This is a genomic window from Janthinobacterium sp. PC23-8 (assembly GCF_002250505.1).
In the GTDB taxonomy this organism is placed as follows: domain Bacteria; phylum Pseudomonadota; class Gammaproteobacteria; order Burkholderiales; family Burkholderiaceae_D; genus Janthinobacterium.
On sequence record NZ_NJGY01000001.1, the window covers coordinates 2079428 to 2103615 of the forward strand.

General features: G+C 59.6%; 17 protein-coding genes and 2 rRNA genes. 5 read left to right on the plus strand and 14 right to left on the minus strand.

The genetic code is table 11. The annotated features are described in order from the left end of the window. Nucleotides 1-5: 5 nt before the first annotated feature. The 6 genes from pyrC to CD932_RS09005 all read right to left on the minus strand — a co-directional run bounded on the left by pyrC (nucleotide 6) and on the right by CD932_RS09005 (nucleotide 6504). The gene (gene pyrC, locus CD932_RS08980; RefSeq protein ID WP_094442339.1) at nucleotides 6-1058 is read right to left on the minus strand and encodes a dihydroorotase; all 1053 of its coding nucleotides are present in this window, start codon (nucleotides 1056-1058) and stop codon (nucleotides 6-8) included. A 124-nt stretch (nucleotides 1059-1182) separates the two neighbouring features. Next, nucleotides 1183-1908 carry an amino acid ABC transporter ATP-binding protein gene (locus CD932_RS08985; protein ID WP_094443551.1) on the minus strand — a complete coding sequence of 242 codons (726 nt, stop codon included), beginning with the start codon at nucleotides 1906-1908 and terminating at the stop codon, nucleotides 1183-1185. 39 nt (nucleotides 1909-1947) lie between these two features. After that, the gene (locus tag CD932_RS08990) at nucleotides 1948-2640 is read right to left on the minus strand and encodes an amino acid ABC transporter permease (protein ID WP_094442340.1); all 693 of its coding nucleotides are present in this window, start codon (nucleotides 2638-2640) and stop codon (nucleotides 1948-1950) included. A 1-nt stretch (nucleotide 2641) separates the two neighbouring features. Further along, nucleotides 2642-3391, minus strand: coding sequence for an amino acid ABC transporter permease (locus CD932_RS08995; protein WP_094442341.1), 750 nt, complete (start codon nucleotides 3389-3391; stop codon nucleotides 2642-2644). A gap of 103 nt (nucleotides 3392-3494) precedes the next feature. Then, a complete protein-coding gene (locus CD932_RS09000) occupies nucleotides 3495-4451 on the minus strand; it encodes an amino acid ABC transporter substrate-binding protein (protein ID WP_094442342.1) in 957 nt (318 codons plus the stop codon). Nucleotides 4452-4656: 205 nt separating this feature from the next. Continuing rightward, on the minus strand, nucleotides 4657-6504 hold the full coding sequence (locus CD932_RS09005) for an ABC transporter ATP-binding protein/permease (RefSeq protein ID WP_094443552.1): 1848 nt from the start codon (nucleotides 6502-6504) through the stop codon (nucleotides 4657-4659). A 61-nt stretch (nucleotides 6505-6565) separates the two neighbouring features. On the opposite strand from CD932_RS09005, the gene CD932_RS09010 reads away from it, so the two are divergent. Both CD932_RS09010 and CD932_RS09015 read left to right on the plus strand, forming a co-directional pair. Continuing rightward, complete coding sequence (locus CD932_RS09010) at nucleotides 6566-7006, plus strand: acyl-CoA thioesterase (protein WP_094442343.1); 441 nt, start codon at nucleotides 6566-6568, stop codon at nucleotides 7004-7006. A gap of 8 nt (nucleotides 7007-7014) precedes the next feature. After that, on the plus strand, nucleotides 7015-8604 hold the full coding sequence (locus CD932_RS09015) for an alkaline phosphatase (protein ID WP_094442344.1): 1590 nt from the start codon (nucleotides 7015-7017) through the stop codon (nucleotides 8602-8604). Here the strand turns inward: CD932_RS09015 and CD932_RS09020 are convergent, their stop codons facing one another. Further along, nucleotides 8605-9477, minus strand: a complete 873-nt coding sequence (locus CD932_RS09020; protein WP_094442345.1) for a LytTR family DNA-binding domain-containing protein — start codon at nucleotides 9475-9477, stop codon at nucleotides 8605-8607. It abuts the gene before it with no gap. Nucleotides 9478-9635: 158 nt separating this feature from the next. Between CD932_RS09020 and CD932_RS09025 the strand changes: the two genes are divergently transcribed. Beyond that, nucleotides 9636-10808, plus strand: coding sequence for an acyltransferase family protein (locus CD932_RS09025; protein ID WP_094442346.1), 1173 nt, complete (start codon nucleotides 9636-9638; stop codon nucleotides 10806-10808). On the opposite strand, the gene CD932_RS09030 is transcribed toward CD932_RS09025, so the two are convergent. The 4 genes from CD932_RS09030 to CD932_RS09045 form a co-directional block, all read right to left on the minus strand. Continuing rightward, nucleotides 10805-12487 (minus strand): long-chain-fatty-acid--CoA ligase, encoded by a 1683-nt coding sequence (locus tag CD932_RS09030; RefSeq protein ID WP_094442347.1) that lies wholly within the window; start codon nucleotides 12485-12487, stop codon nucleotides 10805-10807. The genes CD932_RS09025 and CD932_RS09030 overlap by 4 nt on opposite strands. A gap of 53 nt (nucleotides 12488-12540) precedes the next feature. Continuing rightward, nucleotides 12541-14223 (minus strand): long-chain-fatty-acid--CoA ligase, encoded by a 1683-nt coding sequence (locus tag CD932_RS09035; RefSeq protein ID WP_094442348.1) that lies wholly within the window; start codon nucleotides 14221-14223, stop codon nucleotides 12541-12543. Between the two features lie 267 nt (nucleotides 14224-14490). Further along, nucleotides 14491-15540 carry an aminopeptidase gene (locus CD932_RS09040; protein WP_254926533.1) on the minus strand — a complete coding sequence of 350 codons (1050 nt, stop codon included), beginning with the start codon at nucleotides 15538-15540 and terminating at the stop codon, nucleotides 14491-14493. A gap of 10 nt (nucleotides 15541-15550) precedes the next feature. Continuing rightward, complete coding sequence (locus CD932_RS09045; RefSeq protein WP_094442350.1) at nucleotides 15551-17626, minus strand: molybdopterin-dependent oxidoreductase; 2076 nt, start codon at nucleotides 17624-17626, stop codon at nucleotides 15551-15553. A 207-nt stretch (nucleotides 17627-17833) separates the two neighbouring features. On the opposite strand from CD932_RS09045, the gene CD932_RS09050 reads away from it, so the two are divergent. Next, nucleotides 17834-19027, plus strand: a complete 1194-nt coding sequence (locus CD932_RS09050) for a M20 aminoacylase family protein (protein WP_094443553.1) — start codon at nucleotides 17834-17836, stop codon at nucleotides 19025-19027. 1 nt (nucleotide 19028) lies between these two features. On the opposite strand, the gene CD932_RS09055 is transcribed toward CD932_RS09050, so the two are convergent. Further along, nucleotides 19029-19976: an NAD(P)-dependent oxidoreductase gene (locus CD932_RS09055; RefSeq protein ID WP_094442351.1), complete on the minus strand. Its 948-nt coding sequence runs from the start codon at nucleotides 19974-19976 to the stop codon at nucleotides 19029-19031. A 39-nt stretch (nucleotides 19977-20015) separates the two neighbouring features. On the opposite strand from CD932_RS09055, the gene CD932_RS09060 reads away from it, so the two are divergent. Then, complete coding sequence (locus CD932_RS09060; protein WP_254926534.1) at nucleotides 20016-20588, plus strand: acyloxyacyl hydrolase; 573 nt, start codon at nucleotides 20016-20018, stop codon at nucleotides 20586-20588. Nucleotides 20589-20737: 149 nt separating this feature from the next. On the opposite strand, the gene rrf is transcribed toward CD932_RS09060, so the two are convergent. Both rrf and CD932_RS09070 read right to left on the minus strand, forming a co-directional pair. Next, nucleotides 20738-20850: ribosomal RNA gene (gene rrf / locus CD932_RS09065) — 5S ribosomal RNA — on the minus strand. Between the two features lie 135 nt (nucleotides 20851-20985). Next, nucleotides 20986-23983, minus strand: a 23S ribosomal RNA gene (locus CD932_RS09070). Nucleotides 23984-24188 lie beyond the last annotated feature (205 nt).

The following is a 24188-nucleotide window of genomic DNA, read 5'->3' on the forward strand; positions in this document are numbered from 1 at the left end:
GCCGCTTACACCATCTTCCAGTTGATCTGCTCGCCGGCGTTGAGCGGAATCACGTGGTTCTCGCCCAGCGGCAGCGAGTCCGGCAAGGTCCAGCTTTCCCGTTTCAGGGTGATGGTATCGGTATTGCGCGGCAGGCCGTAGAAGGCCGGGCCGTGGAAGCTGGCGAACGCTTCCAGTTTGTCGAGCGCGCCGGCGCGTTCGAACGCTTCGGCATACAGCTCCATCGCGTGCAGGGCCGTGTAGCAGCCGGCGCAGCCGCAGGCCATTTCCTTGGCGCCTTGCGCATGCGGCGCCGAGTCGGTGCCGAGGAAAAAGCGTTCGTCGCCGCTGGCGGCCGCCGTCATCAGGGCCAGGCGGTGTTCTTCGCGCTTCAGGATCGGCAGGCAATAGTAATGGGGACGGATGCCGCCCTTGAAAATCTCGTTGCGGTTGTACAGCAAGTGATGCGCGGTGATGGTGGCGGCGATCGGGCCTTCGGCCTCGGCCACGTACTGCGCCGCGTCCTTGGTGGTGATATGTTCGAACACCACCGACAGGGCCGGGAAACTACTGCGCAGCGGGCGCATCACGCGTTCGATGAAGACGGCTTCGCGATCAAAAATATCAATCTCGGGGTCGGTCACTTCGCCGTGCACGAGGAAGGGCATGCCCACTTCCTGCATCACTTCGAGCACCTTGTAGCAGTTTTTCAGGTCAGTCACGCCAGCATCGGAGTTGGTGGTGGCGCCGGCCGGATACAGTTTGACGGCCTGCACGATGCCGCTGTCCTGCGCGCGGCGGATTTCGTCGGGCGAGGTGTTATTCGTCAGGTACAGCACCATCAGCGGGTCGAAACTGACGCCTTCCGGCACGGCGGCCAGGATGCGCTCGCGGTAGGCGGCGGCGTCGGCGGTGGTGGTGACGGGCGGCTTCAAATTCGGCATCACGATGGCGCGGCCGAACTGGCGCGCGCTGTGCGGCAGCACGCTGGCCATCACGGCGCCGTCGCGCAGGTGCAAATGCCAGTCGTCGGGACGGGCGATGGTGATGGAGGAAGCGGTGTGATCGGGTGTGGACATGGCAGCAGCTCTCGGGCGGTGATGGCGGATGGCGCCATTTTACCAGCCGCAAGCGCGCCGTTAATCGGGTGCACACGCAAAAACGGCCGGTGGATGCCGGCCGCTTTTAACGAGGAGAGAAAACTCAGTGAATGATTTTCGCCAGGAAATCACGCGCGCGGTCCGAGCGCGTGGTGGTGAAGAACTCATCCTTGCTGCAGTCTTCGATGATCTTGCCCTGGTCCATGAAGACGATGCGGTTGGCCACGCGCTTGGCAAAGCCCATTTCGTGCGTGACGACCATCATCGTCATGCCCTCTTGTGCCAGGCCGACCATCACATCGAGCACTTCGTTGATCATCTCCGGGTCGAGCGCCGAGGTCGGCTCGTCGAACAGCATGGCGATCGGGTCCATCGACAGCGCGCGGGCGATCGCCACGCGCTGCTGCTGGCCGCCCGACAGCTGGCCGGGGAACTTGTCCTGCTGCGACAAGAGGCCCACGCGGTCCAGGTATTTCAGGCCCTTGGCGTTGGCTTCGTCGGCGCTGCGGCCCAACACCTTGATCTGGCCGATGGTCAGGTTTTCGCGGATGCTCAGGTGCGGGAACAGCTCGAAGTTCTGGAACACCATGCCGATGCGCGCGCGCAGTTTCGACAGATTGGTCTTCGCATCGTTGACGGCGATATTGTCGACGATGATCTGCCCTTTCTGGATCGGTTCGAGGCCGTTGACGGTCTTGATCAGGGTCGATTTTCCGGAACCCGAAGGGCCGCAGATGACCATCACGTCACCCTTCGACACTTCGGTACTGCAGTCGGTCAGTACCTGGAAGTGGCCATACCATTTGCTTACATTTTTCAGTTCAATCATCATTTTCTTTCTGTAGACGTCAGCACCGGGCTGCCAGGATTAACGGATAATGGCGACGCGTTTTTGCAGGCGCTTGACCAGGAACGACAGGGCATAGCACAGCACGAAATACACGACGGCCACGAACACATACATCTCCACCAGGCGGCCATCGCGCTGGGCAATTTTCGAGGCGGCGCCGACGAAATCGGGGATCGACAGCACGTACACCAGCGACACGTCCTGGAACAGCACGATGGTTTGCGTCAGCAGCACCGGGATCATGTTGCGGAACGCCTGCGGCAGCACGATATTGACCATGGTCTGGTAATAGTTCATGCCCAGCGCCTGGCCGGCCCAGACCTGGCCGCGCGGAATCGACTGTATGCCGCTGCGCATGATCTCGCAGTAATACGCCGCCTCGAACAGGATGAAGGTGATCAGGGCCGACGAGAACGCGCCCACCTTGACCGGTTCGTCGGCGCCGATGATCCAGGCGGCGATATACGGCACCAGGAAATAGAACCAGAAGATCACCAGCACCAGCGGAATCGAGCGTATCAGGTTGACGTAGCTCGACGCCACAGTCGACAGGATGCGGCTGCTCGACAGGCGCATCAGCGCCAGCAAGGTGCCCAGCACGATGCCGCCGACCATCGCCAGCGCCGTCAGCTTGAGAGTAAACAGCATGCCAACCTGGAACAGGTAGACCCAGGAACGCGAGATGACATCGAAGTCGAAATTACCGAACATATCAGTGTCCTCCCGATTTGCTGCCGGCGACGATAAAGCCGGGGATGGCGATCTTTTTCTCGATCAGCGCCATCAGGACCACCACCAGCAGGTTGACGGCGACGTAGATGATGGTGGCGGCCGAAAACGCTTCGAACACCTGGAAGGAAAACTCCTGGATGGCGCGCGCGCTGGCCGTCAGTTCGACCAGGCCAATGGTCAACGCCACGGAACTATTCTTGATGATGTTCAAAAATTCGCTGGTCAAAGGCGGCATGATCACGCGCGCGGCCATCGGCAGCAAGATGAAGCGGTAGGTTTGCGGCAGGGTCAATCCCAGCGCCGTGCCGGCCAGTTTTTGCCCGCGCGGCAGCGCTTCGATGCCGGTAGTGACCTGCACCGCCACCCGCGACGAGGTGAAAAAGCCCAGGCACAGGACGGCCGTGACGAACGGCGCGTTCGGCAGCGACTTGATCCAGTTGCCCAGGTCGGCCGGCAGCAATTCCGGCATCACGAAATACCACAAGAACATCTGCACCAGCAGAGGCACGTTGCGGAATAATTCGACATAGGCGTTGGCGACACCGACCACCCATTTGTTGGGCAGGGTGCGAATGGTGCCGATCACCAGACCCAGTATCAACGCCATGATCCAGGCCGCGCCGGCGGTGGCCAGGGTCCAGGTCAGGCCGGACCACAAGGTGTCCATATATGTGCTGACACCGTCGGGAGAAGTCTCCCAGAAGATGCGCCAATTCCAGTTGTAATTCATGTTGATCCTTCCCATGCAGCCATCAGACGGCGGCCAGCAGGCTGGCCGCCGCACGCAAAATGAAACGGGAGGCTCGCGCCTCCCGGTTTTTCACGCAGTCCTGTTATTTTTTCTTTTTGTCCGACGCCTTTTGCGCTTCCGGCACGGCCGCGTAGGCCGCCGGATCGCCCGAATCGGTCGGGTTGGCGAAGACCGCTTTCAATTGCGGCGGCATCGGGAAATTCAGGTTGATGTTTTTAGGCGGAATATTCGAGGTAAACCATTTCGCATAAATACGGTTGATGTCGTCGCTCTTGTACAGGCGCGTCAACGCATCGTCGACCACTTTCTTGAACGCCGGGTCGCCCTTGCGCATCATGATGCCGTACGGCTCGACCGACAGGGCTTCCTTGGTGATCTCGTAGTCGCCCGGATTTTTCGAGTTGGCCACTTGCGAGGCGAGCAGGATGTCGTCGTTGGTTTCGGCCACGGCGCGGCCCGTTTCGAGCATCAGGAACGATTCAGGATGGTCCTTGGCGATCGCGATGTTCATGCCCAGGTTTTTTTCCTTGTTCAGGATCGTCATCTGCTTGACGGTCGAGGTGCCGGCGGTAGCGACCAGGGTCTTGCCGCGCATGTCTTCCAGGCTCTTGATGTTCGACGATTTCTTGGCCAGCAAGCGATTGGCGATCACGAACATGGTCGGCGCGAACGCGACCTGCTGCTGGCGCTCCAGGTTGTTGGTGGTCGAACCGCATTCGAGGTCGATGGTGCCGTTGGCCATCAGCGGGATGCGGTTGGCCGAGGTGACAGGGCTCATCACCACTTTCAGTTCGCTCAGGCCCAGGTGTTTTTGCAGGGCCGTGACGACCTTCATGCACAGGTCGATGGAATAGCCCTGGTACTGCTGCTTGTCATCGAGATAGGAAAACGGTACCGAGCCGTCGCGTACGCCGAGCGTGACGGAACCGGCTTTTTTGATTTTGGCCAAGGTGCCCGTCAATTCCTGGGCTTGGGCTGGCGACATGCTGCCGATGACGCCGACGCTGAGCAGTGTTGCAATAATTTTGGTCAATTTCATAGATTCTCCTGAGCAGACAAACCAGGCCGGGCCTGGACGAAACAACTGGGGTGTCAATACCACCAATGGATTGATTTTATTTCATTTCCCGCACCATACCAGCCCTTTTCTTCGATTGACAATCAGTTTCACCGGAATAGGGACGCGGCGCACCAGCGAAGTGCCATCGCTGTAGCATTTTTCCTACTGTTTTACGGCGACGCACTTATTTGGCCAGGCTCAATGCATCGCTGTCACTTTCCTCTTCATCGCGCTGGCCCGCCTGCTGGCGCTGCCACATCTGCGCATACAGGCCACCGGCAGCGAGCAATTGCGGATGCGTGCCCCGCTCGACGATGCGGCCGTGGTCCAGCACCAGGATCTGCTGGGCGTCGGCCACCGTCGACAAGCGGTGGGCAATCACCAGGGTCGTGCGGTTCTTCGCGATGTCCTTCAGCTGCGCCTGGATCGCCTGTTCGGCTTTCGAGTCGAGCGCCGAGGTGGCCTCGTCGAAAATCAGGATGGCGGGGTCTTTCAGCAAGGTGCGGGCAATTGCCACGCGCTGCTTTTCGCCGCCCGACAGTTTCAAGCCACGCTCGCCCACCATCGATTGATAACCGTCCGGCAGGCTTTCGATGAAGTCGTGGATCGACGCCGCCCTGGCCGCCGCCACGATGGCCTCCTTGCTGGCGCCCGGCTTGCCGTAGGCGATGTTGTATTCGATGGTGTCGTTGAACAGCACGGTATCTTGCGGCACGATGCCGATCGCCGCGCGCAGCGAGTCCTGGGTGATGGCGCGCAGATCCTGGCCGTCGATGGTGATGCTGCCGTCGTTGACTTCATAGAAGCGGAACAACAGGCGAGACAGGGTCGACTTGCCCGAACCGCTGTGGCCGACCACCGCCGTGGTAGTGCCGGCGGCAATCTGGAAGTCGACATCGAACAGGATCTGGCGCTTGGCTTCATAACTGAAATCGACGTGCGCAAAGCGCACCGCCGCGCCGTGCGTGACCAGCGGCCTGGCTTGCGGCGTATCGGCGATTTCGCGGTTCTCGTCGAGCAGTGAAAACAGGCGCTCCATGTCGGCCAGGCTTTGCTTGATTTCGCGGTAGATCACACCCAGGAAATTGAGCGGAATATACAGCTGGATCATGAAGGCGTTGACCAGCACCAGGTCGCCCAGGGTCATGCTGCCGCCGATCACGCCCACCGTCGCGCGCCACAAAATCAGGGTGACGGCGGTGGCGATGATCAGCGACTGGCCCGTGTTCAGCAGGGACAGCGAGGTTTGCGACCTGACGGCCGCCGATTCATAGCGCTGCAGACCCTCGTCATAGCGGCGCGCCTCGTAGTCTTCATTGCCAAAATACTTGACGGTCTCGTAGTTGATCAGCGAGTCGATGGCTTTGGTGTTCGCCTTGGAATCGAGATCGTTCATGGTGCGCCGGAAGTGCGTGCGCCAGTTCGTCACCAGCACGGTAAAGGCGATATACGACACCAGCGCCACCGCCGTGATGACGGTAAACCAGATGTCGTAATGCAGCACCAGGTAACCGAGCACCAGGGTGATTTCCACCAGCGTCGGCAGGATATTGAACAGGGTGTAGGAAATCAGCGAGCCGACGCTGCGCGTGCCGCGTTCGATATCGCGCGTCATGCCGCCCGTCTGGCGGTTCAGGTGAAAGCGCAAGGAGAGCGCATGCAGGTGGCGGAACACCTGCAGCGCAATGGTGCGCACGGCGCGCTGGGTGACGCGGGCAAACAAAAATTCGCGCAGCTCGGTAAACACGGTGGTCGAGACACGTAATAAACCGTAGGCCACCAGCAGGGCGACGGGCAACACCAGCAGCGCCTGCGGGTGCGAGGTTGTCACGCTCATGGCGTCGACCAGCTTTTTCAAAATCAATGGCACGCCCACATTGGCCAGCTTGGCGCCGACCAGGCACAGCAGCGCCAGCAGCACGCGCCATTTGTAGACCCATAAATAGGGCAGCAAGGTTTTCAGGGTGGCGAAATCGCTGCGGCTGGCGGCGGCGGGCGAGCGAGGTGGGGGGGGAGTCTGGGAGCGGCGCATGGCGAAGGTCGGTTTTTTATGGTTCAATCAGGGCAATTGTAGCCCTTCATGAGAATAAACGATGAGCACCTCCCCAGCACGCCCCGACAATTGCCTCGCCTCCGGCCTGCCCGCCGGCAAAATGCCCGAACTGCGCATGATGCCCGCACCTGCGGACGCCAATGTCTACGGCGATGTGTTCGGCGGCTGGATCATGGCCCAGGTCGATATCGCCGGCTCGCTGCCGGCCACCCGGCGCGCCAACGGCAGGGTTGCGACGATTGCCGTCAACTCCTTCGTCTTCAAAAACCCCGTGTTCGTCGGCGATCTGCTGTCGTTCTACGCCGAGATCGTCAAAGTGGGAAATACCTCGATCACCGTCAACGTGGAAGTGTATGCCGAGCGAAACCGCCTGCAAGCGTGCATCGTCAAGGTCACGGAAGCGACCCTGATCTACGTCGCCACCGATTCGGACCGCAAGCCGCGCCAGGTGCCGCCGATCGAAACCCTGCTGTCGCAATAGCCTGCCTCATGGATAGCCAGCGCCGCATTTTTCTCGCCAGCGCTGCACGCATCGCCGCGCTGACAGCGGCCGGCAGCGCGCTGGCCGGCTCCGGCACCAGCACGGCCACCAGGATGAACGGCGCCGGCTATCCGTTTGCGCTGGGCGTCGCTTCCGGCTCGCCCCTGCCCGACGCGGTGGTGATCTGGACACGCATCAACTACGATCCGCTGCAGGCATCCGCCACGCCGGCCATTGCCCTGGCCGTGCGCTGGGAAGTGGCCGACGATGAGGCCTTCCGGCACATCGTCGCCAAGGGCCAGGCCATGGCCTCGCCGGAACTGGCGCACAGCGTGCATGTCGACGTGACCGGTCTCGAACCCGGGCGCTGGTACTGCTACCGTTTCATTTTTGGCGACGCCGTCAGCCCGGTCGGGCGCACGCGCACGGCGCCAGCGCCCTCTTCCATGCCGGCATCGTTGAAACTGGCGGTCGCTTCGTGCCAGCACTGGGAATTCGGCAGCTATGCGGCGCACCGGCATATCGCTGCGGCCGCGCCGGACCTGATCGCCTTCCTCGGCGACTATATCTATGAGTGGGGCGCCTACCAGCTACAGCATCCGCAACGGGCCGTGCGCCGCGACGAGAGTTTCAATCTGGAACAGTACCGCGCCCGCTATGCACAGTATAAAAGCGATGCGGATTTGCAGGGCGCGCACCGGGTGGCGCCGTGGATCGTCACCTGGGACGACCATGAGGTGGCCAATGACTACGGCAACGAGCGCGACGAGCTGCTCACGCCCACCTTTTTGCAGCGCCGCGCGGCCGCCTATCAGGCCTTCTATGAACATATGCCGCTGCGCCTGCTGCCGCTGGGCCGGCGCGGTTTTGTCGACATGCGCATCTACCAGCGCTACGACTGGGGCCGCCTGGCGCGCTTCCACGTGCTCGACGACCGCCAGTACCGCGCCCACCATGCCTGCCCCAAGCCGTACCGGGGTGGCTCCAATTCCGTCACCACCCGCGCCTGCCTTGACTTGCGCAAGCCGGAGCGCACCATGCTGGGCGCCGCGCAAGAACGCTGGCTTGAGGAGGGTCTGAAAAAATCGCCCGCGCGCTGGAATATATTGGCGCAGCAGACCCTGATGGCACAATCGAGCCAGGTGCCGGTCACCCGCCCCGGCGACGAACGGATCTGGACCGATGGCTGGGATGGCTATCCGGTGGCGCGCCAGCACCTGTTCGATGCCTTGCACGGCAGCGGCGCGCGCAATCCACTGGTACTGTCGGGCGACGTACACACGTTTTATGCCAACGAACTGAGCCGCGACGCCATGCGTCCCATCTCGCGCGCCAATCCGGTGCTGGCCACCGAATTCTGCGGCACCTCGATCACCTCGAGTTCGCGCCCGCAGTCGCGCACCGACGACTACGTGGCGATGAATCCGCATATCCGTTACGGGCGCAGCGACAAGCGCGGCTATATGCTGATGGAGATCACGCCGGCCAAAACCTCCGCCTGGTTCCAGGGCCTGGACAATGTGCGCGACAGCGCATCAAACATCGCCACCGTGGCCAGCTTCAGCGTCCTGGACGGCAAGGCCGGCTTGCAAAGCTGATCAGGCCATCGCAACTTTTTTCAGGGCGTCGCGGTAGCGCCGGCTGACCGGCACTTCGCCACCGGTCGCCAGCATGGCGCGCGCGTCGCCCGATTCCAGCGGCGCGATGCTTTTCACAAAAGCGAGGTTGACGATATAACTGCGGTGCACGCGCACAAAGCATGTGGCGTCGAGGCGCCGTTCGATGGCCGCCATGGTCGAGCGCAATGGGTAGTCGTGGCCGCGCACATGCAGGTTCACATAGTTGCCCCAGGCCTGTATCCATTCGATCTCCGCCGCCGGCAGCAAAAAATCCTTGCCCAGTTTGCGCACCAGAAAACGCTCGGGCTGGGCGACCGGCTCCACCGCCGGTCCCTGGTCCGGCTCGCCAAGCAATGTCGCCTCGCCCTGCCAGCGCATCAGCAGCAACTGGTAAAAGCCGATAAACAGCAGAATCGAGAAGTAAGTACGCACATCCTTGACATATTCATACGGCAGTTCCTGCCACCAGTCACCAAAATCGTAATCACTGCCGCAGCTCCAGTAGGCCAGTTTGCGCAGCGCCACCATCGCCAGCACATGCGCCAGGCTGTAGATGACGGACGCCGCCAGGTGCCAGCGCAGGTTCTGGCGCTGGAATACCAGGTGCAAGGGGCGCAGCTGGTTGGCAAAAATCACCACCGGGACCAGCGCCAGCAACACCAGGTTGCTGCTCCACTCCCAAACCGCCACTTCCCACAACGGTGTCTGGACATGGGTGCGTACGCGATCAAGCCAACTGATCCAGCAGTTGAGCGAGGTTTGCAGCAGATACAGGACGATCCAGAAACCGGGCTCGGCCACACCGCGCCAGCGTTGATATCGTTGCAGCAGATCGGTGGAAGACAGGCGCATGGTCTCTGGCGATAAATGAGTTGCATGATTGTAAGGTTTCTCGGCCGTCCCCGGGACCACCGCTTGTCACAAACAGCCGGCAATTGGTCACTTTTCGCTGGTGGAGTCCTGGCGTCCTGCCTAAGCTGGGCATTCCTTCACTTGACAGCGTAGCCACCATGACTCCCGACACCCGCCGGCACGATATCGACGCCCTGCGCTTTCTGGTCTTCAGCCTGCTGATCGTCTATCACACGGCCATGCTGTACCTGGCTGGTGCCGACTTCCACATGAAGAGTAGCTACCTGACGGAAACATTGAATTTCCCGATGGTATTCATCAACCGCTGGCGCATGGAGATCGTCTTCATCATTTCAGGCGTGTCCTGCGCCATGATGACGCAAACATCGCGCGGCGCCTTCCTGTGGCGCCGGGTCAGGCGCTTGCTGCTGCCGCTGCTGTTTGGGGTGCTGGTGGTGGTGCCGCTGCAACCTTATTGCGAAGGCGTCAGCAATGGCCTGGTCGAACCTGGCTATGGACAGTTCCTGCTGGATTATTTTGGCCGCCACGCCTGGCCGGCCGGCGCCTTTTCGGGCTGGAAAACCAGTTTTACCTGGAATCATCTGTGGTATCTGGTGTATCTGCTGCTGTACACCATCGTGCTGGTGGCTCTGCAACCGGTGCTGGCCAGGATCAGGCCGATATTCACCGGCCTGCGCGGCTGGCGCCTGCTGGCGCTGCCTGCCCTGCCGACGCTGGCGGCCACCGTCTTCCTGAAACTGCGTTATCCGGAAACCCATGCGCTGGTCAAAGACTGGTATGCGCACGCCATCTATTTCACCATGTATTTGTACGGCTGGTGGCTGGGCAATGACAAGGGCCTGTGGCAGGAACTGGCACGGCTGCGCTGGCATGCGCTGCTGCTGGCGCCGTGCGCGTTTGCCGCCTATATCGGCTTTGACCTGATATATTCGGAAAACCTGCTGACCTGGGCCTCGATCGGCTCCTGGCCGATGCGTAATCTGTACATGTGGCTGGCCATCTGCACCATCCTGGGCTGGTCGCACGCCCTGCTCAACCGCCCGTTTGCCTGGCTGCCGTGGGCCCGGCAAGCCGTCTACCCGTGGTACATCCTGCACCAGAGCGCGATCGTGCTGCTCGCCTACTGGCTGGTGCCGCTGCGGCTCGGTCCGCTGATCGAACCGGCATTGATACTCTCATGCACCGTGCTGATCTGCTGGCTGGGGACCTCGCTGGTGATCGGCAAGGTGGGCTGGCTGCGCGCCTGCTTCGGCCTGCCCGCCAGGCCAAAACGGAAGCTGGCGGCGGACACAACCTTGTCAGCAGTCTAGGCAACCTTTTTCTCGTCACGTAACTGACGGCGCAAGATCTTGCCGACATTGGTCTTCGGCAGTTCATCGCGGAACTCGATGTATTTCGGTTTCTTGTAGGCCGTCAATTCATGCTTGCAGTGCTCGCGGATCTGCTCCACCGTCAGGTTGGGATCCTTGCGCACCACAAAAACTTTCACGGCTTCGCCGGAATTGCCGTCGGGCACACCGATGCAAGCGCATTCGAGCACGCCGGGACAGGAAGAAACCACCTCTTCCACCTCGTTCGGATACACATTGAAGCCCGAGACGATGATCATGTCTTTCTTGCGGTCGACGATGCGCACATAGCCGCGCTCATCCATGATACCGACGTCGCCGGTCTTGAAGTAACCGTCCGCCGTCATCGATTTCGCGGTTTCATCGGGGCGCTGCCAGTAGCCGGCCATCACTTGCGGGCCTTTCACGGCAATTTCGCCCGGCTGGCCCAGCGGTACTTCGACGCCATCGTCGTCGAGGATCGCCACGTCGGTCGACGGAATCGGCATGCCGATGGTGCCTGTAAATTCGGTGATGTCGACGCGGTTGCCGGTGACGACCGGCGAAGTTTCCGACATGCCATAGCCTTCGATCAGCGGGCAACCGGTCACTTTCAGCCAGCGCTCGGCCACATTGCGCTGCAAGGCCATGCCGCCGCCATTGCACACTTTATAGCTGGAAAAATCGAGCTTGGCGAAGTCGGCATTGTTGAGCAAGGCGTTGTACAGGGTATTGACGGCCGGGAAGACGACGATCTTGTACTTGGCCAGTTCCTTGACGAAACCGGGAATGTCGCGCGGGTTCGGCACCAGCACGTTCAGGCCGCCCAGGCGCATGCCCATCAGCGCGCTGACCGTCAGCGAATAAATGTGATACAGCGGCAAAGCGCACACGAAACCCATCGAGGTGGCGCGCATCTCTTTCGTCATCACCGGCGCCAGCCACGCCTCGTTTTGCAGCACATTGGCGATCACGTTACGGTGCAGCAGCATCGCGCCTTTCGATACGCCCGTGGTGCCGCCCGTGTATTGCAGGAAGACGATATCGTCATGGCCCTGCTGCACCGGCGTCAACTGCATGCGCGCGCCTTCGGCCAGCATCTTGTTAAAACCGATGGCGCCCGGCAGCTTGAAGGCCGGCACCATTTTCTTGATTTTGCGCACCACGAAATTGACGATAGTGCCTTTCAGGCCACCGAGCAAGTCGCCCATGGTGGCGACGATCACATGTTTCACCTGGGTGTGCGCCAGCACCTGTTCGACCGTGGTGGCGAAGTTTTCCAGCACGATGATGGCCTCGCTGCCCGAGTCGACCAACTGGTGCTGCAATTCGCGCGGCGTATACAGGGGATTGACGTTGACCACCGTATAGCCGGCGCGCAGAATCGCCGCCATCGCCACCGGATACTGCAGCACGTTGGGCAGCATGATGGCCACCCGCGCGCCGGGCGACAGGCCCTTGCCTTGCAGCCAGGCGCCCATCTGCAGCGACAATTTGTCGAGCTCGCGGTAGGTGAGGAATTTATCCATGCACACGAAAGCATTGCGGTCCGCGTACTTCTGGAACGATTCTTCCAGCAAATGCGTGACGGAACGGTATTGCGTGCAATCGATCTCGTGCGGCACGCTGTCCGGGTATGACTTCAACCAAATCTTGTCCATCTTGCCTCATCTTTATCTGTGAAGGGACGCGCCGCCCTGGCGCCTCCCGGTGTTTAGGCCACTGCTTTCGGCTCGTCGCGCAGGGCGCGGCGCAAAATCTTGCCCACATTGGTCTTCGGCAGTTCATCCCTGAATTCGATGAATTTCGGCCGCTTGTAGCCCGTGAATTGTTCTTTGCAATACGCCATCAGGGTCTCCACCGTCAGGTTCGGGTCCTTGCGCACCACAAACACTTTCACGGCTTCGCCCGAGTGCTCGTCGGGCACGCCCACGCAGGCGCATTCGAGCACGCCCGGGTGGGCCGCAATCACGCCTTCGAGTTCGTTCGGATACACATTGAAGCCGGACACCAGGATCATGTCCTTCTTGCGGTCGACGATTTTCACATAGCCGCGCTCGTCCATGATGCCCACGTCGCCCGACTTGAAGTAGCCGTCAAACGTCATGACCTTGGCCGTTTCATCGGGACGGTTCCAGTAGCCGCTCATCACTTGCGGGCCACGGATGGCGATTTCGCCCGCCTGGCCCAGCCCTACTTCATTGCCATCATCGTCGAGAATCGCGATTTCGGTCGACGGAATCGGCAGGCCGATGGTGCCGGAAAACGCCGTGCTGTCGGCGCGGTTGCAGGTGGCCACGGGTGAGGTTTCCGACAGGCCATAGCCTTCGATGATGGCCACGCCCGTCACCTGCTGCCACTTGTCGTTGACCGATTTTTGCACCGCCATGCCGCCGCCATTGGCAATTTTCAGGCCGGAGAAATCGAGGCGCGCAAAGTCGGGGTGATTGACCAGCGCGTTGTATAGCGTGTTGACGGCCGGCAGCAGGTTGAATTTGTACTTGCCCAGTTCCTTGATCAGGCCAGCAATATCGCGCGGGTTCGGCACCAGCACATTCAGGCCCCCCAGGCGCGTGCCCCACAGCGCACAGGCCGTCAGCGCAAAGATATGGTACAGCGGCAAGGCGCAGATGATGGTCAACTGTTCCTTGTTGTCCGGGTCGAGCGCGGCCGACGACCACGCTTCGGTCTGCAGCACATTGGCGATGACGTTGCGGTGGCTGAGCGTGGCGCCTTTCGACACGCCGGTGGTGCCGCCCGTGTATTGCAGAAACGCCGGCTCATTGATATGCAGCTCGACGGGAGTGAGCTTCATGCGGCTGCCGTGCGACAGCGCGCTCTTGAAGCGCATCGCGTTCGGCAGCGAATAAGCGGGCACCATCTTCTTGACGTTGCGCACCACGAAATTGACCAGCATGCCTTTCACGCCGCCCAGCATCTCGCCCATGCTGGCGACGATGATATGTTTCACGACCGTCTTGCTCAGCACTTGCTCCAGGGTATGGGCAAAGTTTTCCAGCACAATGATCGCTTCGCTGCCCGAATCGTTGAGCTGGTGTTCCAGCTCGCGCGGCGTGTACAGCGGATTGACATTGACCACCGTGTAGCCGGCACGCAGCACGGCCGCGATCGCCACCGGATACTGCAGCACATTGGGCATCATCAGCGCGACGCGCGCGCCTTTCTTCAGGCCCCGGCTTTGCAGGAAGGCGCCCAGTTGCCGCGAATAGGTGTCGAGTTCGGCATAGCTCAGGAATTTGTCCATGCAGACATAGGCAGGGCGATCCGCATATTTTTGAAACGCTTCTTCGAGCAAGTGCACCAGCGAACGATATTGATCAGGATCGATCTCGGCGGGGACGCCGGGCGGATATGACTTCAGCCAAATTTTTTCCATGCTGTGCCTCTTGTCTCGAATAATCACGGGGAGCTGGCCTGCCTGGCCGGCGCTGATTACTGCTGCGGATACGCTGTCCTGCAGTCATGATGAGCATTCTGACGAGCAATTGCTCGATGCCGCTAACGCGATGCTATCGGGCGCACGGCTTCCATGCAAGCGCTTTCAGCAGTATTAGAACAGGAACTCCAGGGGTATTTTATGTTGCAATGCAGCATATCAAATCCGGCGTGGCAGCAACTGCAGGCTTGGTGAAGCTGACAATCTTTACGGGTCACGGGGCAGGCTGTGCTGCAGCCGACGACGACGCTCGGACTGGTCCAGCAGAGACATTGTGTGCACTGCAGCATAAAAAGCACGAAAGTTCTTTTTTTCTTCCAGCAATTTTTTAAAGGCCGGCAAAAATTGATCGTAAGTGCTTACCGAAGCAAGATGAGGATTGCTCAAAGGCTGCTCGAACCAGCGGTCATAGCCGGCATATCCACCCCAGTGCTGCTTCAGAAGCTGGTATTCGTCTTGCAGGGCGGCAAACACCAGCGCCTTGCGCACGCGTTTGTCCGCGTCCGGCACATCGCTGGCATACAGCGCAGCCAGTTGCGCCCGGTATTTGCGCAGCAGGGTCAAGAAATCCTGGCGCCGGCTCGTGTATTGCAGATAGGCAGCTTGCAAGGCCACATTGCCATCGTGCGCCAGCCAGCGCTGCACGCCGGCCTCTTCCACGGCGACGGCAAACGACTCATTGAAGGCAGAGTCACCGGGCACATACACCACCTGGTGCGCCAGCTCGTGAAAGATCATGCGCGCCAGTTCGGCGTCGGTGTAGTTGATAAAGGTCGACAACAGCGGATCGTCAAACCAGCCCAGGGTGGAATACGCCGGCACGCCGCCCACCTGTACATCGTAGTGTTCGGCGCGCAATTGGTCGGCATAGGCTTGCGCCTCGCTCTTGTCATAATAGCCGCGATAGGTGACGCAGCCGGCGATCGGGAAACACCATTGCAGCGGCTGCAGCGACAGCTCCGGGGTCGCCACCACATTCCACAGCACGAAGGGGCGTTGCAACGCAGCGTAGGTTTTATAGCTGCCATTGTCGGGCAGGCCCAGCTCGGTCACGGCAAATTGGCGGATCTGCTGCGCCTTGTGCAGGCGCGCTTTCAGGCGCGGCTCGGTGATCGGGTCGTTCAACCAGGCATCGATCGGGCGCGCGGACGACCATAGCGCATACTGCCCTTGCGCCGCCTGCGTGTAATAGCGCAGCTGCATGCAGCCGCCCAGCAGCAGCAGGCACAGCATGCCCGGCACTGCGGTGGCGGGCATGCGGGCCATGTCAGGCGACCTTTTCCACTTCGACCAGCGTATCGTAGAAAGTCGGCGCGCGGCCCATGTCGGTCAGGCGCTGGCTGGTCACTTCATTGGCGTTCTTGCCGTCGCTGGCCAGCTTTTTCCACCAAACCGACAAGCCCACCACCAGGCCGCGCCGCGCCTTGTCCGTCACGCGCACCTTGGCCACGAAACTGCCACGGTCGTTGAAGATGCGCACCATGTCGCCCACGGCAATGCCGCGCGCGCTGCAATCATCGGGATGCATGTCCAGGTGCGGTTCGCCCTCGGCCGCGCGCAGGCTTTTCACGTTCACGAACGTGGAATTCAAAAAATTGCGCGCCGGCGGCGAAATCATCGCCAGCGGAAAGCGCGCCGCCAGTTCCGGGTTGCTGGCCGGCGATTCATACGGCGCAATATACGTGGGCAGCGGGTCGAGACCGGCGTCCAGCATGGCTTGCGAATAAAACTCGCACTTGCCCGAGGGCGTGGCAAAACCACCGTGGGCAAACGGCGCGTCGGGCATCGCCAGTTTTTGCCAGCCCGTCCGTTTCAGCGATTCCCAGTCGAAATGCACAGCGCGCGCATCGCTGGCGTCAAACGCCTGGGCCGCCAGCGCGTCGTCGCTGTCCTGGAAGCACGGATCGTCAAAGCCCATGCGCTGCGCCAGCAGACGGAAAATTTCCGTATTGGCTTTCGCTTCGCCCAGCGGCGCCACGGCGGCATTGTTGGCCATCATGTACAGATGGCCATAAGTGGAATGCGCGTCCACGTGCTCGAGCTGGGTGGTGGCTGGCAACACGATATCGGCATAGTCGACGGTATCGGTCTGGAAGTGCTCGAGCACGACGGTAAACAGATCCTCGCGCGCAAAACCCTGCGCCACCTTCGACGAATCGGGCGCCACCGCCAGCGGGTTCGAGTTGTAGACGATCACGGCTTCCACCTGCGGGCCGAATGCGGCCGAGGTTTCTTTCAGCAGGTCGTCGCCGATGGTGCTCATATTGATGGTGCGCGGCGCGCCCTTCAGTAAATCCGGCCGCTGCAGCGCCTTGCGGTTGACGGGGAAGGAACCCGAGCTCGACAACTGCATGCCGCCGGCCGCGTGGCGCCAGGCGCCCGTCAGCGCCGGCAGGCAGGCGATATTGCGCACGGCCATCCCCCCGCCGCGCACCCGCTGCACGCCGTAGTTGGCGCGAATCGCCACGCCGTCACCGCTGCGGCAGGTCGTCCCGTACAGCCGCGCCAGCTCGATCACTTCCGTGGCGCTGATGCCGCATACCTCGGCCGTGCGCTCGGGCGTCCATTCCAGCGCGCGCTGTTTCAGCGCTTCGTAACCCAGGGTGTACTGGGCAATATAGTCGTGGTCGACCAGGTCTTCGTCGATCAGCACATGCATCAGCCCCAGGGCCAGCGCCGCATCGGTGCCGGGCAACAAGGCGATATGCTGGTGGCATTTCTCGGCCGTCAGCGAGCGGTAGGGGTCGATCGCGATCAGTGTCGCGCCATTGCGCTTGGCTTCCTGGGCCCGCATCCAGAAATGCAGGTTGGAGGCAATCGGATTGCCGCCCCAGATTATGATCAATTTGGCGTTCTGGAACTGTTCCATGTCCGTGCCGATCGTCGCGCCCACCGTGTAGCGGTAGCCAGTGGCTCCGGCCGAGGCGCAGATGGTACGGTCGAGCAGGGAGGCGCCGAGCTGGTTGAAAAAGCGTGACGACATCGACTCGCCCTGCACCAGGCCCATGGTGCCGCAGTAGCTGTACGGCAAAATCGCCTGCGGGTTGCGCGCCGTGATCGGTGCCAGGCGCGCGGCGATAATGTCGAGCGCTTCGTCCCAGCTGATGCGCTCGAACTTGCCTTCGCCCTTCTTGCCCACGCGGCGCAGCGGGTGCAGCAGCCGGTCCGCATGATAGGTGCGCTCCGTAAAGCGCGATACCTTGGTGCACAGCACGCCGGCCGTGGTCGGATGGTCGGGATCGCCCTTGACGCTTGTCGCCACCCCGTCGGTTACCGTCACCAGCAAGGCGCAGGTATCGGGGCAGTCGAGCGGGCAGGTCGCACGCACTTGTGTGGTGGTCATGGTGCAGTCCAAAAAGTGTCGGGGAAAACCGATACTGTAAACCATCGCGCCGCTGTCAGCCAGCGACGGATCCGCCAGCGGCCTGTGCGCTGGATCTGGAAGCAGGACACGGGCTACAATGGCCCATACGCGCGTATGTTTTCGATCAAACGTGCCCGTCCCGGCGTGCCGTACACTGATGCCCGCCTGCATCTACAGGAGAATACGATGAAACTAGTTGAACCCATCCTGGCGTTTCAATCCGAGCTGCGACGTATCCGCCGCGACCTGCACGCCCATCCGGAATTATGCTACGAAGAACAGCGCACCTCCGACGTCGTCGCCGCCAAGCTGGCCGAATGGGGCATTCCCGTCGTGCGCGGGCTGGGCCGCACCGGCGTGGTCGGCATTATCCGCAACGGCAGCTCGAAGCGCGCCATCGGCATCCGCGCCGACATGGACGCCCTGCCGATGCAGGAAATAAATACCTTTGAACACGCCTCGCGCCATCCGGGCAAGATGCACGCCTGCGGCCACGATGGCCACACGGCCATGCTGCTGGGCGCCGCCCACCATCTGGCACATAACCGCCATTTCGACGGCACCGTGTATGTGATCTTCCAGCCAGCCGAAGAAGGCGGCGCCGGCGCGCGCGAAATGATCGCCGACGGCCTGTTTACGCAGTTCCCGATGGACGCCATCTACGGCATGCACAACTGGCCAGGCGCCGCCGCCGGCACCCTGAGCGTGGTGGCCGGGCCCATGATGGCATCGAGCAATGAATTTCACGTCACCGTCAAAGGCAAGGGCGCCCATGCGGCGCAGCCCCACAAGGGCATCGACCCGGTGATGGTGGCCGTGCAGATCGCGCAAAGCTGGCAAACCGTCATCACCCGCAACAAGAGCCCGCTCGACACGGCCGTGCTGTCGATCACGCAAATCCACGCCGGCAGCGCCACCAATGTGATCCCGGACAACGCCAGTCTGGTCGGCACCGTGCGCACCTTCAACACCCCGGTGCTGGACCTGATCGAAGAGCGCATGCGCGACATCGCCGTGCATACGGCGGCCGCCTTTGGCGCCGAAGTGGAATTCAACTTCAAGCGCAACTATCCGCCGCTGGTCAACCATGCGAAAGAAACCGCATTTGCCGTGGAAGTGATGAAACAGGTGGTCGGCGCCGACAAGGTCAATGACAACGTCGAGCCCACCATGGGCGCGGAAGATTTTTCGTTCTTCCTGCAGGAAAAAGCCGGCTGCTACATCTTTATCGGCAACGGCGATGGCGACCACCGCGATGGCGGCCATGGCCTGGGTCCATGCGTGCTGCACAATGGCAGCTACGATTTCAACGACAACCTGCTGCCGATCGGCGCGAGCTTCTGGGTCAAGCTGGCAGAAACGAGCTTGCCGCTGGCCTAAGCTAACTGAGTTTATCGGGGCCGCTTCCCAGCCGCTGGCCGGGATTGATGGCTTCCAGGGCCAGCAAGGCGGCGGCGTGGTCGGCCGTCGCATGGGTCTCGGCGATGGATTCATAACGCCGGGTGACCAGTTGCGTCACCGGCAAGCGGATGTTCGCTGCCTCGGCGGCGGCAAGAATATTGTGCATGTCCTTGATCTGGCTTTTCACCTGGCCACCGGCGACGAAATTGCGCTCCAGCATCCTCTGACCGTGCACTTCCAGGATACGGCTCTCGGCAAATCCGCCGCGGATCGCCGTGCGCACGGCCGCCGCATCGGCGCCGGCCGCCTGGGCCAACAGCAAGGCTTCTGCCACGATATTGAGGGTGGCGCCCACGATCAATTGATTGCACAGCTTGGCGACTTGGCCGCTGCCGGCGGGTCCTACCAGGGTTGGTCGTCCCATGGCGGTGAGAATAGCGGCCACTTTGTCATAGTCTTCGGCGCTGCCGCCGGCCATGATGGCCAGGCTGCCAGCCTGCGCACCACCCACGCCGCCCGAAACGGGCGCATCAATGAAAGAGTGACCCGCCGCCCGCAGCGCCGCATGGAATTGCTGCGCTTCCGACTGTTTGGTGGAACTCATGTCGACCCACAATGTGGCTGGCGCCATGGCTGGCAAGGCGTCTTCCAGCACTTGCGCCACGATAGGGCCCGCTTCCAGCATCGAGATGACGATTTGCGCGCCCGCGACGGCGTCAAGCAGCAATGCGGGCGCATTTGCCCCGGCCGCGCGCAATTCCTGGGCCTTGCTGTGCGTACGATTCCAAACTGTGACAGAATAACCCGCCTGCAGCAGGCGCCGGACCATTGGATCCCCCATCAGGCCAGTACCGAGAAATGTGATTTTTGTAGAAAATGTCAATTGAACCTCTGAGTATCGAGTGGCGAGAATGGCAGCAAAACGCATGCCTGTGCAAACAAGACAAGCCTAACGGCCAATTTTACGATGAAAGCCTCTATGTTCTTCAAGAAGAATCTCCTCACCCTCGCTGCGGCTGTGACCGCGCTGATGGCCGCCAGCTCCAGCTTTGCCGCTGACGACAAGCTGATCGACTCCGTCTATGGCGAATACGCCAAGGGCGTGAAAATCCAGATGGTGCGCGCCGGCGTCACCTCGAACTGGGACAAAGCCTGGTTTGTGTCGAACGGCACCCAGCTGAGCGGTTACTGGGATGCCAGCATTGGCGGCTGGGACGGCAAGAGCTACAAAAATGTTCCTGGCCAGCATCAAAAGCTGTGGGACCTGGGCTTGACGCCAGTGTTCCGCTTTGAAAACACCAGCAAGCGCGGCTTCTACGCCGAAGCCGGCATCGGCGTGCACATGCTCTCGAAGCTGTACAACAACGACGACAACCGCCTGTCGACCCACTTCCAGTTTGGCGACCATGCCGGCATCGGCTATGTGTTCGACAACAACTGGGAGGTCAGCGCCAAGATCCAGCACTTTTCGAACGGCGGCTACAAAAAGCCAAACAGTGGCGTGAACTACGGCGTGGTCAAAGTGGCTTACCACTTCTGATCTGCTTGGTAAATCGATGCGGCCCTGCGCGCAGCGCAGGGCTTTTTTTTGATCTGTTTTTTGATCTGTTGATCTGGCGGCATGCAAGCTGCAGACGAAAAAAAACCCCGACCATTGCTGGCGGGGTGTTTTTCTACTGCGAATAACAAGCCTGACGATAACCTACTTTCACACTGGTTGCAGCACTATCATCGGCGCAAAGTTGTTTCACGGTCCTGTTCGGGATGGGAAGGGGTGGGACCAACTTGCTATGGTCATCAGGCATAACTTGTACTGGCGTTTGTCCTCGGTGGAGCGACAAAGCCTGAATCTGGAAGAAGCAAAGATTGGGGTAATGAATGGTATCAACACACACGCAACGTTGTACTGTCTTATCCTCTGTACCTGCTAAGGTTATAGGGACAAGCCGTACGGGCAATTAGTACTGGTTAGCTTAATGCATTACTGCACTTCCACACCCAGCCTATCAACGTCCTGGTCTCGAACGACCCTTCAAAGAGCTCAAGGCTCTGGGAAATCTCATCTCAAGGCAAGTTTCCCGCTTAGATGCTTTCAGCGGTTATCTCTTCCGAACTTAGCTACCCGGCAATGCCACTGGCGTGACAACCGGTACACCAGAGGTTCGTCCACTCCGGTCCTCTCGTACTAGGAGCAGCCCCCTTCAAATTTCCAACGCCCACGGCAGATAGGGACCAAACTGTCTCACGACGTTTTAAACCCAGCTCACGTACCACTTTAAATGGCGAACAGCCATACCCTTGGGACCGGCTACAGCCCCAGGATGTGATGAGCCGACATCGAGGTGCCAAACTCCCCCGTCGATATGAACTCTTGGGAGGAATCAGCCTGTTATCCCCAGAGTACCTTTTATCCGTTGAGCGATGGCCCTTCCATACAGAACCACCGGATCACTATGTCCTACTTTCGTACCTGCTCGACTTGTCAGTCTCGCAGTTAAGCACGCTTATGCCATTGCACTATCAACACGATGTCCGACCGTATCTAGCGTACCTTCGAACTCCTCCGTTACACTTTAGGAGGAGACCGCCCCAGTCAAACTGCCTACCATGCACTGTCCCCGATCCGGATAACGGACCAAGGTTAGAACCTCAAACAAACCAGGGTGGTATTTCAAGGTTGGCTCCACGAGAACTGGCGTCCCCGCTTCAAAGCCTCCCACCTATCCTACACAGATTGGTTCAAAGTCCAATGCAAAGCTACAGTAAAGGTTCATGGGGTCTTTCCGTCTAGCCGCGGGTAGATTGCATCATCACAAACATTTCAACTTCGCTGAGTCTCGGGAGGAGACAGTGTGGCCATCGTTACGCCATTCGTGCAGGTCGGAACTTACCCGACAAGGAATTTCGCTACCTTAGGACCGTTATAGTTACGGCCGCCGTTTACTGGGACTTCAATCAAGAGCTTGCACCCCATCATTTAATCTTCCAGCACCGGGCAGGCGTCACACCCTATACGTCCACTTTCGTGTTTGCAGAGTGCTGTGTTTTTATTAAACAGTCGCAGCCACCAGTTTATTGCAACCCTTTCACCCTTCTGGAGTAAACCAGTCAAGCTACCGGGGCGTACCTTTTCCCGAAGTTACGGTACCAATTTGCCGAGTTCCTTCTCCCGAGTTCTCTCAAGCGCCTTAGAATACTCATCTCGCCCACCTGTGTCGGTTTGCGGTACGGTCTCGTATGACTGAAGCTTAGAGGCTTTTCTTGGAACCACTTCCGATTGCTTCATGCACGAGTGCACTCGTCTCAACCCCTTGAATTACGCGCCCGGATTTGCCTAAGCGCCTTCTATGAGCCAAAAACCAACTATTCCAACAGTTGGACAACCTTCCGCGATCCGTCCCCCCATCGCATCATACGACGGTGCAGGAATATTAACCTGCTTCCCATCAGCTACGCATCTCTGCCTCGCCTTAGGGGCCGACTCACCCTGCTCCGATGAACGTTGAACAGGAAACCTTGGGCTTACGGCGTGGAGGCTTTTCACCCCCATTATCGCTACTCATGTCAGCATTCGCACTTCTGATACCTCCAGCATCCTTTACAAGACACCTTCGCAGGCTTACAGAACGCTCTCCTACCATATATGCACATCCTTAAAACACACTCTCAACTTGCAACTCGATGTACACAGCGCTTTGGCCTCTACTAACTTGCTACGCAAGTAAGTATCGTCCACGCTTTCCACTTCGATTGAATGTGCTTGAAGGATGTGCATATATCCGCAGCTTCGGTGACTGGCTTAGCCCCGTTACATCTTCCGCGCAGGACGACTCGATCAGTGAGCTATTACGCTTTCTTTAAATGATGGCTGCTTCTAAGCCAACATCCTGACTGTTTTAGCCTTCCCACTTCGTTTTCCACTTAGCCAATCTTTGGGACCTTAGCTGGCGGTCTGGGTTGTTTCCCTCTTGACGCCGGACGTTAGCACCCGACGTCTGTCTCCCAAGCTCGCACTCATCGGTATTCGGAGTTTGCAATGGTTTGGTAAGTCGCAATGACCCCCTAGCCATAACAGTGCTCTACCCCCGATGGTGATACTTGAGGCACTACCTAAATAGTTTTCGGAGAGAACCAGCTATTTCCAAGTTTGTTTAGCCTTTCACCCCTACCCACAGCTCATCCCCTAATTTTTCAACATTAGTGGGTTCGGACCTCCAGGGCGTGTTACCGCACCTTCATCCTGGCCATGAGTAGATCACTTGGTTTCGGGTCTACACCCAGCGACTGATCGCCCTATTCGGACTCGATTTCTCTACGGCTTCCCTATATGGTTAACCTTGCCACTGAATGTAAGTCGCTGACCCATTATACAAAAGGTACGCAGTCACGGAACAAGTCCGCTCCTACTGTTTGTATGCACACGGTTTCAGGATCTATTTCACTCCCCTTCCGGGGTTCTTTTCGCCTTTCCCTCACGGTACTGGTTCACTATCGGTCGATTACGAGTATTTAGCCTTGGAGGATGGTCCCCCCATATTCAGACAGGATGTCACGTGTCCCGCCCTACTTGTCGTACGCTTAGTATCACCGGTCCAATTTCACATACGGGGCTATCACCCACTATGGCTCCTATTTCCAGAGGATTCTGTTATCGGTCCGACTATCACGTACAGGCTCTTCCCATTTCGCTCGCCGCTACTTTGGGAATCTCGGTTGATTTCTTTTCCTGCAGCTACTTAGATGTTTCAGTTCGCCGCGTTCGCCTTGCAACCCTATGTATTCAGGTTGCAATACCCTAAAAGGGTGGGTTGCCCCATTCGGAAATCTGCGGATCAAAGTGTGTTTGCTCACTCCCCGCAGCTTATCGCAAGCTACTACGTCCTTCATCGCCTGTAATCGCCAAGGCATCCACCATGTGCACTTATTCGCTTGTCCCTATAACGTTAGCCTCTGTCTACCTAAGTGAACAAAGAGCGCTACAGGGATAAGAAAGTACAACGTTGTTGCTTGTTTGTTGATACATACAATCATTACCCATCGATTTACTTTTTACGGCAAACCGATCAATAAATAATCTTTACTTCTTCCAGATTGTTAAAGAACGAAACAGCAATGATCGCTAAAAGACCAAACCTAAATC